Genomic DNA, 15124 nt, shown 5'->3' on the forward strand with positions numbered 1-15124 from the left:
TAAGAAACCATCATGCCCAGGTCTTTCCCCATAAAGCAAGAGCCTGTGGCGAATCTCAAGCCAAAAGGCCGCAGCAGCAAGCGCTACGGCGCATCAAGTCGCCCGCACCTTCCCCAAGCGCAAAAAAGGGAACGGGTGAAAACCCGTTCCCTTTCCAAAACCATCGGTTACCCGATGATCGACAAGGATCCGCGAATGATGCGCTAGGCGATCGGCGGGGTGCCCTCGAAATTGCCGAAGATGGCGTCGATCTGGATGGCGGCGCCCATGGGCAGGTTCGCAACGCCGACCACGCGACGAGCGGGGGTTCCCTCGGGGAAGAACTGAGCGTACACATCGTTGACGGCGTCCATGTCGTTCATGTCCTTCACGAAGATGTTCACCTTGACGCAGTCCTCCAGAACATGGTCAACGCTCTCGATGATGGCCTTGATGTTCTTGAGAGCCTGCTCGGTCTCGGCCTTCACGCCGCCGGCGACCAGCGCGCCCGTTGCCGGGTCAACGCCGAGCTGGGCGGAGATGTTGTTGTAGTGGGAGAACGCCACGGTCTGGGAGGACAGCTCGTCCTTCGGAGCGTCGGCGATGTTGTTGGCCTCGATGATCAGGCCATGACGGGCCTCGACAGCCTGCGGCGGGGTGCCGTCGCCGTGGGAGCACACGGCCTCGATCTGCACGAGCGCATGCTGCGGCAGGTCGGCGACCTCGACCACGGTGCGGGCCGGCAGGTAGTTGACGGCGCGGGCGATGCCCGAATCCGGGAAGAAGCGCTTGTAGATCTCGTTCATGGCCTCGACGTCGCCGAGGTCCTTCAGGAAGACGGTGACCTTGACGATGTCATCGAACGGAACATCCATGGCGGTCAGGACGGCCTTGATGTTCTTCAGGCACTGAGCGGTCTGCTCCTGCACGCCGCCCATGACGATCTGGTTGGAAACCGGGTCGATCGGCAGCTGAGCGGTAATGTTGTTGTAGTGGGAGAACGCCACAGACTGCGTGGACATCGCGTCGAACGGGGCGTTGTGGGTGTTGTTGGCGTACTTGACCAGGTCGCCGGCCTGGGGCTCGTTCGGGATGGTGCCTTCGCCGTTGGTGAGCAGAGCCTCAACCTGGACCAGGGCGCCCATGGGCAGATCGTTGACGGCAACGATGGTGCGGGCGGGCACGTAGGTGGTGAAGAAGGACTTGTAGGCCCTCTCCACAACGTCGATGTCCATGATGTCCTTGACGAAGATGGTGACGCGAACGACGTCGTTCAGGTCATGATCGATGCTCGCAACGATGGCTGCGATGTTGCGGAAGCACTGCTCTGCCTGCTCCTTGACACCGCCCTCGACGATTGCGCCGGTCTTAGGATCGACAGGCAGCTGGGCCGAGAGGTTGTTGTAATGGGAGAAAGCGACGGTCTGAGAGCACATCGGGCACTTCGGTGCGTTCTCGGTGTTCCTTGCCACTACCACGTTATCCGCCATGGCAATACCCTTTCTGTTGACAGCCTTCAATGAGGTTGCGCAAATACGTTTTCCCACGACTTGCGTCAGAGCGCATTAAACTTGACGGCGATTGTCATTGTCAATCGATTTTCAGTAAATTCGCGGCCAGCTTCTATCGATCGAATCCCGGGAATCTAAGCAGAAAATGATTGCCTAATCCCATAATCCTTGGGTTTGGGCGCGTATTTTCCAGCGAAACCCTGTTGATTTCGCATACCGATCGATGCCCTTTTCGGGAAAAGAAATTTCAACCGTTACCGTTCCGTCAACCACGTTTCCCGGCGAAAAACAGCCGTTTGCCGCCGAAGCCCATCCCTGACGAATCAAGGGCGAACCGTCAAACCAACGGAAAAAGCCCTTGCTACACTCTCGCCGAAGGGAGCGGGCCGAGCCGGATGCACGCCGCGTCGCAAGATGATCGAACGGCGCCCCGGATGGCCCGCAGGCATACAAGGAGGAGGGATCCGCCATGTTTTTCTATGAGCCGCTATCGGCAACGGCATGCGTGAGCGTGTTGTTGTACCTGGCATTTCTGATCGGCATGAACGAGCTGTCGCGCTTGAACAAATGGGTCGGCGCGGTCATATTCATCGCGCTGCCGGTCGTTCTGACCGTCTTCGTCTGGCCCCATACCGCGGTCGAGGGCACGGGCGCCGGCACGTGGTTCCAGTGGGTGAAAACCTACTCGTGCTTGGCCGGAGCCATCTTGGGCTGGTTGATCGTGTACTTCCCCGCCTTCCAGAAGAAGTACATCGTCTGCATACCGCCCATCATCTTCGCCATCAACATCCTTGAGGCGTGCATCCGCGACTTCCAGCTCACGGGCGTCAACGGCATCGTCGATGGCTACATGGTGGTCGGCGGCCCGTGGAACGTCATGAACGGCATCGCCGGCATCTTGAACGCCATCTGCATCTGCGGCTTCTTCGGCATCATCGTCAGCCGCGGCAAGAAGAAGGACTACGTCTGGCCCGATCAGCTGTGGTTCTGGATCATCGGCTACGACCTGTGGAACTTCGCCTACACCTACAACAGCGTCTCCGACCGCTCCATGTACTGCGGCCTGGTGCTTCTGGCCGCCTGCACCATCCCGGCGTTCTTCATCAAGCGCGGCGCCTACGCCCAGCACCGCGTCCGCACGCTTGCCGTGAACATGATCGTCACCATGACCATCCCCTGGTTCTTCCTGCATCCGGCGTTCGTGGTCCATTCCACCAACAACCCCGCAGCTCACATGACCATCTCGGTCATCGCGCTCATCTTCAACGCGTGCGTGTTCATCTACCAGGCCTACACGATCTTCGGCAAGAAGCGCAACCCCTTCAAGCAGGAGCTCTACATCGACAACCCGCGTTTCCGCAGGGTGTACCTCGAGAGCATCGACGTTCCCGAAGGCCAGCGCGAAGCCGCGCTTGCCAACCTGGAAGAGTTCGGCTACGCAGCCGCCTGGGACGAGAAGGGCCGCGTCAAAACCATGGTGGAGCGCCCGTAACGTTCGCCGAGATTCCCACGACTCATAACCCGAACGCGTTCTTCGCCGTCAGCTTGGTGGCGCTCATCGCCAATGTCGCCCTTGCCGCCTACCAGCTACGCCGAATCCGCGCACGGCACCTTAACCCGCTCAAAGACGAGCTCTATAATGACACGAAGAACTATCGAGAGGTCGTCGAGGAGAACCGCTGATCTGCAGCGAACCGCGCCTGAGTGCACGCAGCGCGCCGGCTTCTCAACTTGCGAAGGAGCCCCCGTGTCTGCGCTGGACAGCAAACCGATACCCGGATTCGATCCTGACCTGCCGCACCCGGTCACGCGGCAGGTCAGGCAGAGCGCGCGGCTTGAAGGCACCGCCGGCGACATCATGCTGGCAGCGCGCGAGCTTTACGAAACCGAAGGGGTCGCCGCCACCAGCATGGCCGCCATCGCCCGCAAGGCGGGCGTGGCGCGCAGCCTTCTGTACTATTACTTCCCCGACAAGCAGGCGGTCACCGACGCCGTGATCGAGGACTATCTTGAAGATCTGGTCGAAAGCGTGTCCACCTGGAACGAGCTGCGCGCGTTCGGCGAAACCCCCTCGGAGCTGAAAAACTGCGTATCCATGCTGCGACGCGCGCTCTACACCGCATCGGGCGACCCTCGCCCGATGTTTTCCGTGCTCGAGGAACTCGGCATGCGCGACCGTTTCGCCACGCAGGCCGTCCGCGAGGTGGTGGCGTGCATCCAGAACTACATCGTGTCCGAGTACATGGCGTACCGGACCATCGAGATCCAACTGATCCCCGAAACGTTCGGCCTGCTCATATTCGGATTGGCGGGGATGATGAAGGCGAAACCCGACATCACCGACGACGAGCTTGCAACGCTTATCGCCCAAACGCTTCGCCTTGATATGACGGTGATCGATCCGCCACCTTGGCCGGAACACCCTGATGCGCCTTCGCGCCCGACGCCGTCCTCCGATGGCGCAGCTTAGCGCGTGGCCCGATGCAGGATGCACTCGGCGGCTATGCTGACGGCTATCTCCTCGGGCGTTTCGGCTTTGATATCCAACCCTATGGGCATGTGCACGGCATCAAGCGCCGACGCGGGAATCCCCGCTTCCAGCATGCGCTCGCGCGCCGTGGCGATCTTGCGCCGCGAGCCCATGAATCCCACGTATGCCAACGGCTTGCGGAGCACCTGCTCCAGCACGGCGAAATCGTGCCGGTGGCTGTGCGTCATGATGAGGACATAATCGCGCTCGTCAAGGGTTAGGGAAGCGGCGATGTCGTGGTAATCCCCCACGACAACCTGCTGCGCGCCGTGGGATTTGCCGGCGTTCGCGAACTCGGGCCGGCAGTCGAACAGCGTGCAGGAAAACCCCACGCGCGACAAGGCCGAAACGGTGGCGCTGCCCACATGCCCGCCGCCGAACACCACGGCCCGGACCGGCAAGGGAACGGGAAGCATGAGCCAACCGTCCGCGATGCAGCGTCCCTTCAAGCCGCGAACACGATTGCCCGGCGCGGCAGCGTCGCCCGCGAGCAAGACCCCATCGGCATCGAACAGCGCAACGCCTTCGCCGGATCGCGGCAGGTCATCGCTGCAGCTTAACGCCAGGTACGCCGGCGTACGCTGCTCGAAGCAGCGCAACAGCTCGCTGGCAACCTTGGCCCACACCGCGCTGCCGCCGCATATCGGAACGTACAACAGGCTTGCGCTTCCACCGCAGACCATGCCCAGGCGCTCCTCAAGGCCCATGCTCTCGAAACGGTGCGCCTTGCCTCCCAGCAGACGGCGCGCGCAAGCTATGCCGTGCGCCTCGATGGCGCCGCCGCCGATGGTGCCGCACACCAACCCGTCGGCGGACACCAGCATGAGCGTGCCCGCCTTGCGCGGCGTGGAGTCCTTGCTCTCCGCCACCGCGACCAGCACCAACGGCTCGCCCGCACGGCAAGCGCTTGCGATATGCTCTGCGATCTTGCGCATCTTCCCACCTCACGCCCTATCGGGCCGAAAACGTTCCACTCAAATGAAGGATGGCCTCCAGCACGCCGCCCGCTACCGCCAGGCCCTTGTCCGAGACCAGCCCGCAATAGCCGCTTTGGCCGCGCGGATCAACATCGCCGCACTTCAGGCCCTGGTGCACCTGCACCCCGTCGGCTATCAGCCCGCGCAAAACGCCCGTCAGCGTGGCAACCATGAGGACATCCCCCACGTACGCCACCGCCTGGCCCTCCTCAACATGGTCCCCTATGGCCGCAACACCGCGGAACACGCCGTCGCAAGGGGCGCGCAGCACGCGCTCGCCGGCGAAGCCGCCCACCAGGCCGGGCACCGCGGTGTTCGGCAGCGCCGAGCCCTCGTAATAGGCACGGCCCAGGGTATGCCCGCGCATGGTCTCCACCACCGCATGGCAATCCACGCCCGCCGTGAAGCCCGGGCCGACCCCGACGACGATAGGCGCCATATCCAGGGAGGTGCCCAGATTGCGCTTGGCCAACACGGCGTCGACCACCGCGTCCGGCACCGCATCCTTGACGCACGCGCACGCGGGGTCCACCAAAACGGGGATGACGTCTTCGCCCGAAAGCAGCTCCAAGGCATGGGAAACATTGCGGGCGCGCACAGCCGTCACGCCCTCCACCTGGGCTTTCCCCATACGAACAGCTTCGCTGAAGGCCACGGTGCGGCGCACCGTCAAAGGCTGCTCTATTTCGGTCATAAACACGGAAGCGCCGCATCGCACAAGGCGCAGCGCGATGGCGCTGGCGATATCGCCGGCGCCGCGGATCACCGCAAGCATCGAAGATCGTCCCTCCAAAGGCTTCCCGCCACCACCGGCGTCTCGCACAGCGCCGCGATGCGCCGCGCCGCCTGCCAGTCGGCGGCGGTTTCCACCTTGTTGATCAAAACCACGTCATGAAGCGCCTCGGCGCGCAGCACCGCCGCCACCGCCTCGGGCGTGACCGCGTCATCTACGGAAACGCCCGCCAGCCGCGCGAAGAGCTGCGGCCGATGGCACGTCTGGGAAACAGGGGCGCCTATGCCATCGACCCCGACCACGCACACCGTCCGCCCCGCGCACGCAGGGATGACCGGCTCGTGCTCGGCATGCGCCTTCAGCGGGAGCTTCTTCGCCCCGTCGGCCTCCACCAGCACATAGTCCGCGAAGCGCACCAGATCGGCGAACGCCACCCGCGGCTCGGCCAGCTTCCCCGTGGGCACGTGGATGGACCCCGCGCACACGATGGGAGCTTCCGAATGCGCCGCCCGCACATCGTCGGGCGACGCGCCCAACACCACGGGGCACCAATCGGGCACGTGCATCTTCGTGCTGGTGGCCACGACCACGCGTGCATTGCGCGACAGCTCCTCGGCCAGGGCGCGCAAAAGCGTGGACTTGCCGCCACCGCCGATGATGGCCGTAAGCCCACGCTGGATATGTAGCAAGCTGCTTAGGATTCCTGCTCCTCCGGTTTCGCCAGCAAAATGTGCTCGGGAAGGATGGGCAGCTCGCGATGCCACACGCCCGTTGCCCGGTAGATGGCCTGCGCCAACGCAGGGCCCGGCGTGTTGATGACGATCTCGCCGATGGATTTCGCGCCGAACGGGCCGGTGGGCTCGTAGGAATGCTCGAACTCCACGTTGATGCGCCCCGTGTCCAGACGAGTGGGCAAACGGTACGTGAACAGGCTCGATTCGCGGATGGCGCCCTTGGGCGTGCGGGTGACGTCCTCCATGAGCGTATGCCCGATACCCTGCACGATGCCGCCTTCCACCTGGATGCGCGCGAGCGCCGGGTTGATGGGGATGCCGCAATCGACCACGGCGGCGTAGTCGAGCACCTCCACCACGCCGGTCTCGCGGTCGAGCTCGATCTCCACCATGCCCACCATATACGGCGGCGGGGACACCGGCGAGGAATGCTGCGCGGTGGCCTCCGGGGCAAGGCTGCAGTTGCACTGGCTTTTCGCGGCGATCTCAGGCAGCGATACCGTGCGTCCCGTGGCCTCGTGGCGCACGCATCCGCCTTCGAAGCTCAGCTCGGCCGCGTCGCAGTCGAGCGCCTCGGCGGCGATGGCGCACAGGCGCTCCTTGAGCTGCGCGCACGCCTTCTCCACGGCCATGCCGGTGACGTAGGTGGTGGAAGATGCGTAGGAACCCGAATCGTACGGGGACGCATCGGTGTCGGCGCCGAACACGCTCACGGCTTCGAGCGGGCATTCCATATGCTCGGCGACCATCTGGGCCAGGATGGTGTCGCAGCCCGTGCCCATATCGGCCGCGGCGATGAGCAGCATGTATCCCCCGTCGTCGTTGAGCTTGACGGTGACCGAGCCCACGTCGATGCCGGAGACGCCCGAGCCCTGCATGGACATGGCCATACCGGCGGCGCGCACCTTGCCGTTGCCCATGTCGCGTACGGGAAACTTCTCCCTCCAACCGAACATGTCGCTGCAATGCTGCATGCAGCGGTCCAGGGCGCAGGCGTTGGCAACCTCGCCGAAGTAGGCGGGCATGACCATGCCCTCGCGCACCATGTTCTGCTCGCGCAGCTCCACCGGGTCGCGGCCCAGCTTCGCCGCAAGCTCGTTGACGGCAGTTTCCACGGCGAACTGGCCCTGCGTGGCGCCGAATCCGCGGTACGCGCCCGACGGCTGCATGTTCGTGTACACCACGTTGGCGTCGAACTTGAACGCCTCGAGCGAACCGGTGTACAGCGGGATGGTCTTGTGCCCGGTCAGGCCGACCGTGGCCCAACCGTGCTCGCCGTAGGCGCCCGAGTTCGACAGCGTGGTCACCCCGAGCGCGCGGATACGGCCGTCGTTGTTCGCGCCCAGGCGGACCTTGACCTCCATCTCGTGGCGCGGGGACCCGCAGGTTTGCGATTCCTTGCGCGAGAGCACGCACAGGGCCGGACGCCCCGTCTTCATGGTGACGAACGCGGGGTACATCTCGCACACCGCGGTCTGCTTCGCGCCGAAACCGCCGCCGATGCGCGGCTTCTCCACGCGGATGCGGCTTTTCGGGATGCCGAGCGCGTGCGAAAGGATGCGGCGGACGTGGTAGACGATCTGCGTGGACGAGATCACGTGCAGCCTGCCGTAACGGTCAAGCTGGGTGAACGTGCGGAACGTCTCCATCATGGCCTGGTTGTACGCCTTCGTATGGTAGGTGCGCTCCAGCACCACGTCGCAATCGGCCAGCACCGCCTCGATGTCGCCGCCGGCGTCGGAGGTGGTGCCCACCAGGTTGCGCGTGTTGTCGCCGCCCAGGTCGCACAGCATATGCCAGTTGTCCTCGGGGTGCACCAGCACGGGGTTGTCCTTCGCAGTGCGGAAATCCAAGACGGGTTCCAGCACGTCGTATTCCACCTTGATGCGCGAAAGGGCGGTTTGCGCCGCCTTCTCGTTCTCGGCTGCAACGATGGCCACCACATCGCCCACGAAGCGCACGTGCCGGTCGATGATCAGGCGATCGTACGGGCTGGTTTCAGGGTAGGTCTGCCCGGCGTTGGAGAAACGCTGGTTGGGCACGTCCTCCCAGGTGTAGACGTCAACCACGCCAGGCACCTTCTTTGCCTTCGACGTGTCGATGGTCTTCACCATGGCGTTGGCGTGGGGGCTTCGCAGAAGCTTGACCACCAGCGCATCGGGCGCGATGTCCTCGGTATAGACGGGTTTGCCCAGCAAAAGCTGCATCGAGTCCTTCTTGCGGACCGACTTGCCCACGGAGCGATATTCGGGCCTATCCACGCTCGACCTCCTTGCCATGCTTTTCGTCCAGGAAGGCGCGGATGCCGCGCAGCTGCCCCACATAGCCCGAGCAACGGCACAGGTTGCCGCTCAGGTACGCCAGAATCTCGTCGTCGGTGGGATCGGGGTTCTCGCGCAGCAGCGCGATGGTGTTCATCACGAAGCCGGGGTTGCAAAAGCCGCACTGCTCGGCGCCCTGGTCGGCGATGAAGCCCACGAACTCCGACGCCTCGGCCTGCAGGCCTTCCAGCGTGCAGACGCTGCGACCATCGGCGCGCACCGCCAACGTGGAGCAGGACAGCACGGGCACGTCGTCGAGCATCACCGTGCACAGGCCGCACGCAGACGTCTCGCAGCCGCGTTTGACGCTTTTGCACCCGTGGGCGCGCACGAAATCGATGAGCAGCATGTCGGCGGGGATGTCGTCGGCCACCGTTTTGCCGTTCAGCTTGATCTTGACTTCCATCTAGCGCACCTCCCCTAACGCCAGCAAGGCGCGACGCACGAGCACGGGCGCAAGCGCGCGGCGATACTCGGCGCTGCCCCACATGTTCCCGGAAACGCGGATGCTTCCCGCCACGTGCTCGGCGAACGCCGCGGCGCTTGCCTCATTGATGCCATCGGCAAGGATGCCCTGCTCATCGCGCAAAAGCGCGGCGCGGCCCGGACGCGCGCCCACCACCACGCGGTATTCGCCGTCCATCTTCGCCGCCATGCAGTTGAGCGTGGGCAGGTCGGTGCGCTGCTTGCGCACTGCCTGGTACGCAAAGGCGCCAGGGCGCTTCTTGACGATAAGACGCACGAGGATGTCCTTGTCGTAGGGCATGCTCACGAAACGCTCCAAGGGCACGATGCCGCCTTCATGCAGCTCGACGTAGCTGTCCATGGCGAGAAACGCGGTGACGATGTCGGAGAAGCCCATGCGGCGCCACAGGCTGCCGCCGAGCGTGGCGCCGTTGCGGAACTGCACGCCCACGATGTCTTCGAACGCCGCCTTGATGGCGCCGCAGGTATAGGCGTCAAGGCCGGCGTGGGCTTCCATCTGGCGCAGGGTGACCATGGCGCCGATGCGGAACTCCTCGTCGGTCTCCTCGATGGTGTCCAAGCCCAGATCGCACAGGTCGATGGCGGTGCCGAAGGAATGGTTGCCCATCTTCAGCCACATCATGCCCGCCACCACGCGATTGCGCTTCTTCTGGTTCAGCTCCCAAGCCTCTTGCAGGCTTTGCGGGCGAACGTATTTCTGAAAGGTAATAATGGCGCACCCCGTTGCTTGAGGTTTATAGAAACGTACATATTATACTGTGGCCAGGGAACCCTTCGAAAGCCCCGCACACCGAACCCAACCGACCGACCATCGAATCTGCAAAGGCGAACCGACCATGACCAGCCTCGCTGAAAACCCAAACGCCGTACACGGATGCATCATCATGGCATCGGGCCTGGGCACGCGCTTCGGATCGAACAAGCTCATGGCGGACCTAGACGGCATGCCGCTTATCGCCCACGCAATCCGCGCCACCGACGGGCTGTTCGCGAAACGCGTGGCGGTCACGCGCCATGAGGACGTGGCGAAACTGTGCCGCAGCCTGGGCGTGGAGGCCATCCTGCACGATGAACCGCTCAGAAGCGACACCGTGCGTCTGGGGATGCAGGCCATGGACGGGTGCGACACGGTCACGTTCATCCAAGCGGACCAGCCGCTCATCAGCGCGGATACCCTCGCTGCCCTGCTTCGCAGCGCCGAGGCGCACCCCGAGCCCATCTGGCGCGTCGGCTTCCGCGGCACGCCGGGCGCGCCGGTGCTGTTCCCCGCCTGGGCCTTCGATGAGCTGCGCGCGCTCCCGCCCGGCAAAGGCGGCGGCTTCGTGGCGAAAGTGCACGCGCAACGCGTGCGATGCGTGGAAGCCGCCAACGAATGGGAGCTGTTCGACGTGGACACCGTGCAGGACCTGGAAGCGCTGCAAGCGCATATGAAGGCGGGCCGAGATGCCGCCATGTGCGGCCACGCCCCGATCGGGTAAGCAAGACGAACTATCGAGCGCGCCAACGCGCTGCCCCGAAAAAACCACACGTCACAGCAGGGCAAGCAACCAGGCGCTCCCACACGCTACCCGCAAAGCCGCACGCCGCCGCCGCCGCCGCGCGAGCTTACGCAGCCGCAAAAGCCCCTAAAAGCCCAAAATGCCCGGCAGGTCACGCAGACCTACCGGGCATTCTCGTCATATATGCGTCGCGAAAGGCTATACGTCTGCGCCGCTTTGGGGAACTTCCTTATCCTTGGGAAGCACGATGTTCAAGATGATCGCCACGGCCGCAGCGGCAACGATGCCGGAGCCGCCGAAGATCAGGCTGACCATCTGGGGAGCACCCGCCAGGACGGCCGGGTTGGCGCCGATACCGTAACCCAGGCCCAGGGCAACCGAAACGATGCTCAGGTTGCGCGGGGTCAAAGGCTCGCGCGTGATCAGCTGGATGCCGCTGACCACGATGGAAGCGAACATGATGACGGCCGCGCCGCCCAAGACGGACTGCGGCATGATGGAGACCACCGCGCCCAGCTTCGGGCACAAGCCGCACAAGATCAGGAAGACCGCGCCGCACGCCAGGGCCTTGCGGTTGACCATCTTCGTCATGGTGACCAGGCCGACGTTCTGGCTGAACGAGGTGTTCGGCAGCACGCCGAACAGAGCCGCTGCGGTGGAGCCCACGCCGTCGCAGATCACGCCGCCGGAAAGCTCCTTGTCAGTGGCCTCGCGGTTCATGCCGCCCTGCGTGACGCCGGAGATGTCGCCGACGGTCTCAACAGCGGTGACCACGAACATCACGAGCACGGGGGCGATGGCGCGCATGTCGAACACGGGCGCCACGGGCAGCGGGTCGGGAATGGCGAACCATGCCGCCGCGGCAACCTTATCCCAGTTCAAAACCCACGCTTTCGTATACTCGACGCCGTTCGCATCGACGCCGGTGGTGGGCAGGACCATGCCCATGATGCCTGCGACGATATAACCGACGATGATGCCGACCAAAATGGAGGATGCGCTCAAAAACCCGGTGGTCGCGTGCTTGACCGCCAAAATGACCACCAGCACGACAAGCGCCAGGCACAGGTTCTCAAACGAGCCGAAGTCCTTGGCGGAGGCGCCGCCGCCGAAGGTGTTCACGCCTACGCTGATCAAGCTCAAGCCGATGGAGAGCACCACGGTGCCCGTGACCACGGCCGGGAAGAACCGGCGCAGGGGCTTGAGGAAAAAGCCCAGCACAGCCTCGAACAAGCCGCCGATGATCGACGCGCCCATGATGGCGCCGTAGGCCACCAAGCCGCCGCCCATGGAGGCCGCCACGGAGTTGAACACGCCGATGAAGCCCGAGGACGTGCCCATGATGATGGGCACCTTGCCGCCGATCGGTCCGATGCCGAACAGCTGCACCAAGGTGACCACGCCTGCGATCCACATGGCGTTTTGCAGCAGCGCCAGCTGCACGTCCGCGAACTCCGCGCCCGCCAGGCCGCACGCGCCCGTGACGATCAAAAGCGGCGTCAGGTTACCCACGAACATGGCCAGCACGTGCTGCAGGCCCAGCGGAATTGCCTGCGCCAGCGACATGTCGCCCTCGAACGAGAAAACGCCGAGCGACCTTGCGTTACCGGAGGTTTCCTCCGAACCGGCAGCCGAGCTGGCCTTCTCCTGAACCTGCTCTACCGCCTCCGGTTTCTCATCTACCATGCACATCCCCCTTCTAAAGGACGGAAACTGCAAAAAAATAGCACCCTGGCGCATCTTTTTGAAGAAGGCATGAAGAAATTTACACGTACGTGACATGTTCGGGAACGGCCATAGCGACCCTGAACGCAAAACAGGGGCGCTACCCGTTCGGTAACGCCCCCGACTTCGTGCTCGCGCCCGGCGCGCCTTGCGACAGCACGCCAACGCCTCCGGCGCAAAAGCCCGTGATCCGGAAAAGAAGCAGTTTCAAGCCAAAACGAAGCGGCCGCCCCGGAAACGGGACGGCCGCAAACACCACGCAAGAAAGACCCTGGTCGCAGAAGCCGGGGCAAACTCCCGCCCGCGCGCTGGCTTGGTTCCAGGAACCGCGCCCTTATAGCATGTGGGCGCGCAGCTCTTCGCCGCTTACGGGCGAGAGGTAGGCGGGCGCGATGTCGAACACGGTCTTGCAGCCCTTCACGCCCTCGGAGGCCAAGCGCGCGACCGCGCGGGCGTAGGCAACCAGCACGCACGCGGTGAACTCGGGGTTGGAGCCCAGGTCGAGCGAATACTCGATGCGGCAATCGTTACCGCCGGCCGTGGTGCCCGTGCGGATGACGAAACCGCCGTGCGGCAGCCCCTTATGGTCGCGGTCGAGCTCTTCTTGGCTGATGAAGTTCACCGTGACGTCGTACTCGTCGAAGTAGTTCGGCATCTCCACGATCTGCTTCTCCACCGCCTGGGCATCGGCGCCTTCCTCGAGCACCACCCAGCACTCGCGCGTGTGCTTCTGGCGCGTGGTCAGCTGCGGGTTGCCGCCGGCGCGCACCGCCTCGAGCGCGGCGGGCACGGGGATGGTGTACTGGCGTGCATCGGCCACGCCGGGGATGCGGCGCAGCGCGTCGGAGTGCCCCTGGGAAACGCCGCGGCCCCAGAACGTGTAGTCCGCGCCCTGCGGCAGGATGCAGTTGGCGTACAGGCGGTTCAGCGAGAACAGGCCCGGGTCCCAGCCGCAGGAGATGAGCGCGCAGGTGCCGGCCTCGCGGGCGGCCTCGTCGACGTTCGCGAAATGCGCGGGGATGTTGGCATGCGTGTCGAACGAGTCCACCACGTTGTACAGCGCCGCGTACTTCGGCGTCTGCTCGGGCAGGTCGGTGGCGCTGCCGCCGCACAGGATGAGCACGTCGATGTCCTCGTTGCCGGTCTCAAGGTCGGCCACGGAACGAACGGGCACGCCCTCGGTGGCGATGCTCACGCTTGCGGGGTCGCGGCGCGTGTACACCGCCGCAAGCTCCATGTCGTCGTTCTGGCGAATGGCCAGCTCAACGCCACGTCCTAGGTTTCCGTATCCCAAAATGCCGATGCGAGTCATTTCGCTTCCTTTCCCGATGCGGCGGCACAGGGCCGCGATAGTGCCTGAAAAACGCTTCCATGATACGCATATCGCGCGCCGAACCCGCAAGCGCCGCGCAATTTCCGCATACCAACCGTATAGGGAAACGGCCGCGAAGCGCACGCGCGGCACAACCGCAGGCCCGCGTGTGGCACAACGGCGAACGTCCGCGCGCGGCACGACGCAAGCCCGCTCGCGGCACATCGGCAAGCCCGCGCGCGACGCGACGGCGAAGCCCGATCGCAGTGCACCGACTACGCCCCGTCCGCGGCGCCGCAACCGATCCTCGCGCAACACCGCCGCGACGCGTGCGCTCGCAGCAGCGGCAATCCCACGCACGGCGTCCGCCACGCGTACCGACCCGGCGATATCCTACCGGTCCCCTTCCCTTCCTGCTAGAATACGGCCCATGAAACTCCAACAGCTCAGATACGTCATCCAAGTAGCCGAATCCGGGTCGCTCACCGCGGCGGCGGAGAAGCTCTTCGTCGCGCAGCCCAGCCTTTCCAAGGCGGTCTCGGAGCTTGAGCGCGAGATGGACATCACCATCTTCACGCGCTCGCGCACCGGCGTCGTCCCCACCGAGGAGGGCATGCGCTTTCTTTCGCGCGCCCGCCAGGTCATCGAGCAGGCCGACCTTCTGGAAGGCGAATACAAAGGCACCGACCGCATCCGCCGCGTGTTCGGCATATCCACCCAGCACTACGCCTTCGTGGTGAACGCGTTCGTCTCGCTTGTGCGTGAATACGACCGCAACCGCTACGAGTTCTCGCTGCGCGAGACGTCCACGGCCGGCATCATCGACGACGTGCGGGTGCAGCGCAGCGAGCTGGGCGTGCTGTACCGCTGCGACTTCAACGAAAGCGTCATCTCGAACGTGGTGAAGTCGGCCGACCTGCACTTCGTGCCGCTGTTCCGTGCGAAGCCGCACGTGTTCGTCAGCCGCAACAGCCCGCTGGCGCATCTTGAGCGCGCAACCCTTGCCGACCTGGCGCCCTACCCGCGCCTGAGCTACGACCAGGGCATCCGCAACTCGCTGTACTACGCCGAGGAGCTGCACATCGCCGAGGCGGTGGACAAGAGCATCGTGGTGACCGACCGCGCAACGCTGTTCAACCTGATCATCGGCCTTGACGGCTACACCATCTCGAGCGGCATCCTCTCCGAGGACCTCAACGGCAGCCAGATCGTGTCCATCCCGCTCGAAAGCCCCGAGCATATGGAGCTGGGATACGTCAAGCGCGCCGACCGCCCGCGGTCCTCGGTCGCCGAGCGCTACCTGCAGCTGCTGCAGAA

General features: G+C 64.4%; 15 protein-coding genes. 6 read left to right on the forward strand and 9 right to left on the reverse strand.

The features are described 5' to 3' along the window. Window positions 1–45: 45 nt before the first annotated feature. Entirely contained in the window at window positions 46–207 is a 162-nt protein-coding gene (locus Q0H50_RS04310; RefSeq protein ID WP_294419730.1) for a hypothetical protein, read from the forward strand. On the opposite strand, the gene Q0H50_RS04315 is transcribed toward Q0H50_RS04310, so the two are convergent. After that, window positions 204–1469 (reverse strand): RidA family protein, encoded by a 1266-nt coding sequence (locus Q0H50_RS04315; protein WP_294419731.1) that lies wholly within the window; start codon window positions 1467–1469, stop codon window positions 204–206. The two genes, Q0H50_RS04310 and Q0H50_RS04315, sit on opposite strands and share 4 nt — an antisense overlap. A gap of 490 nt (window positions 1470–1959) precedes the next feature. On the opposite strand from Q0H50_RS04315, the gene Q0H50_RS04320 reads away from it, so the two are divergent. The 3 genes from Q0H50_RS04320 (at window position 1960) to Q0H50_RS04330 (ending at window position 3960) form a co-directional block, all read left to right on the forward strand. Next, a complete protein-coding gene (locus tag Q0H50_RS04320) occupies window positions 1960–2982 on the forward strand; it encodes a DUF5692 family protein (RefSeq protein ID WP_294419734.1) in 1023 nt (340 codons plus the stop codon). An 11-nt stretch (window positions 2983–2993) separates the two neighbouring features. Further along, window positions 2994–3173, forward strand: a complete 180-nt coding sequence (locus Q0H50_RS04325; RefSeq protein WP_294419759.1) for a DUF5692 family protein — start codon at window positions 2994–2996, stop codon at window positions 3171–3173. A 64-nt stretch (window positions 3174–3237) separates the two neighbouring features. After that, window positions 3238–3960: a TetR/AcrR family transcriptional regulator gene (locus tag Q0H50_RS04330; protein ID WP_294419736.1), complete on the forward strand. Its 723-nt coding sequence runs from the start codon at window positions 3238–3240 to the stop codon at window positions 3958–3960. Here the strand turns inward: Q0H50_RS04330 and Q0H50_RS04335 are convergent. From Q0H50_RS04335 to Q0H50_RS04360, 6 genes are read right to left on the reverse strand one after another with little or no spacing between them, the layout of a single operon-like run. After that, window positions 3957–4955 (reverse strand): XdhC family protein, encoded by a 999-nt coding sequence (locus Q0H50_RS04335; RefSeq protein ID WP_294419738.1) that lies wholly within the window; start codon window positions 4953–4955, stop codon window positions 3957–3959. The two genes, Q0H50_RS04330 and Q0H50_RS04335, sit on opposite strands and share 4 nt — an antisense overlap. A 16-nt stretch (window positions 4956–4971) precedes the next feature. Beyond that, entirely contained in the window at window positions 4972–5772 is an 801-nt protein-coding gene (gene yqeB, locus Q0H50_RS04340; protein ID WP_294419739.1) for a selenium-dependent molybdenum cofactor biosynthesis protein YqeB, read from the reverse strand. Beyond that, the gene (gene yqeC, locus Q0H50_RS04345; protein WP_294419742.1) at window positions 5760–6419 is read right to left on the reverse strand and encodes a selenium cofactor biosynthesis protein YqeC; all 660 of its coding nucleotides are present in this window, start codon (window positions 6417–6419) and stop codon (window positions 5760–5762) included. Before yqeC ends, yqeB begins: the two co-directional genes overlap by 13 nt. A 5-nt stretch (window positions 6420–6424) precedes the next feature. After that, on the reverse strand, window positions 6425–8725 hold the full coding sequence (locus Q0H50_RS04350; RefSeq protein WP_294419745.1) for a molybdopterin cofactor-binding domain-containing protein: 2301 nt from the start codon (window positions 8723–8725) through the stop codon (window positions 6425–6427). Next, window positions 8718–9191: a 2Fe-2S iron-sulfur cluster-binding protein gene (locus Q0H50_RS04355; protein WP_294419748.1), complete on the reverse strand. Its 474-nt coding sequence runs from the start codon at window positions 9189–9191 to the stop codon at window positions 8718–8720. Before Q0H50_RS04355 ends, Q0H50_RS04350 begins: the two co-directional genes overlap by 8 nt. Continuing rightward, window positions 9192–9983: an FAD binding domain-containing protein gene (locus Q0H50_RS04360; RefSeq protein WP_366936626.1), complete on the reverse strand. Its 792-nt coding sequence runs from the start codon at window positions 9981–9983 to the stop codon at window positions 9192–9194. Between the two features lie 124 nt (window positions 9984–10107). Between Q0H50_RS04360 and Q0H50_RS04365 the strand changes: the two genes are divergently transcribed. After that, window positions 10108–10749, forward strand: a complete 642-nt coding sequence (locus tag Q0H50_RS04365) for a nucleotidyltransferase family protein (protein WP_294419750.1) — start codon at window positions 10108–10110, stop codon at window positions 10747–10749. A gap of 219 nt (window positions 10750–10968) precedes the next feature. Here Q0H50_RS04365 and Q0H50_RS04370 read toward each other — a convergent pair whose 3' ends face one another. After that, a complete protein-coding gene (locus tag Q0H50_RS04370; RefSeq protein ID WP_294419752.1) occupies window positions 10969–12456 on the reverse strand; it encodes a solute carrier family 23 protein in 1488 nt (495 codons plus the stop codon). 373 nt (window positions 12457–12829) lie between these two features. After that, the gene (locus tag Q0H50_RS04375) at window positions 12830–13807 is read right to left on the reverse strand and encodes a diaminopimelate dehydrogenase (protein WP_294419754.1); all 978 of its coding nucleotides are present in this window, start codon (window positions 13805–13807) and stop codon (window positions 12830–12832) included. Between the two features lie 430 nt (window positions 13808–14237). On the opposite strand from Q0H50_RS04375, the gene Q0H50_RS04380 reads away from it, so the two are divergent. Further along, window positions 14238–15124: LysR family transcriptional regulator (locus Q0H50_RS04380; protein WP_294419757.1), on the forward strand; the 887-nt coding region annotated here is incomplete at its 3' end.

Origin of the sequence: uncultured Senegalimassilia sp., from assembly GCF_934632265.1 — a bacterium.
GTDB lineage: Bacteria > Actinomycetota > Coriobacteriia > Coriobacteriales > Eggerthellaceae > Senegalimassilia.

Excerpts from the sequence above, each read along its gene's own strand:
- Q0H50_RS04315 (WP_294419731.1), bottom strand. The coding sequence starts at position 1,469 with ATGGCGGATAACGTGGTAGTGGCAAGGAACACCGAGAACGCACCGAAG.
- Q0H50_RS04320 (WP_294419734.1), top strand. The coding sequence starts at position 1,960 with ATGTTTTTCTATGAGCCGCTATCGGCAACGGCATGCGTGAGCGTGTTG.
- Q0H50_RS04335 (WP_294419738.1), bottom strand. The coding sequence starts at position 4,955 with ATGCGCAAGATCGCAGAGCATATCGCAAGCGCTTGCCGTGCGGGCGAG.
- yqeB (WP_294419739.1), bottom strand. The coding sequence starts at position 5,772 with ATGCTTGCGGTGATCCGCGGCGCCGGCGATATCGCCAGCGCCATCGCG.
- Q0H50_RS04355 (WP_294419748.1), bottom strand. The coding sequence starts at position 9,191 with ATGGAAGTCAAGATCAAGCTGAACGGCAAAACGGTGGCCGACGACATC.
- Q0H50_RS04365 (WP_294419750.1), top strand. The coding sequence starts at position 10,108 with ATGACCAGCCTCGCTGAAAACCCAAACGCCGTACACGGATGCATCATC.
- Q0H50_RS04370 (WP_294419752.1), bottom strand. The coding sequence starts at position 12,456 with ATGGTAGATGAGAAACCGGAGGCGGTAGAGCAGGTTCAGGAGAAGGCC.
- Q0H50_RS04375 (WP_294419754.1), bottom strand. The coding sequence starts at position 13,807 with ATGACTCGCATCGGCATTTTGGGATACGGAAACCTAGGACGTGGCGTT.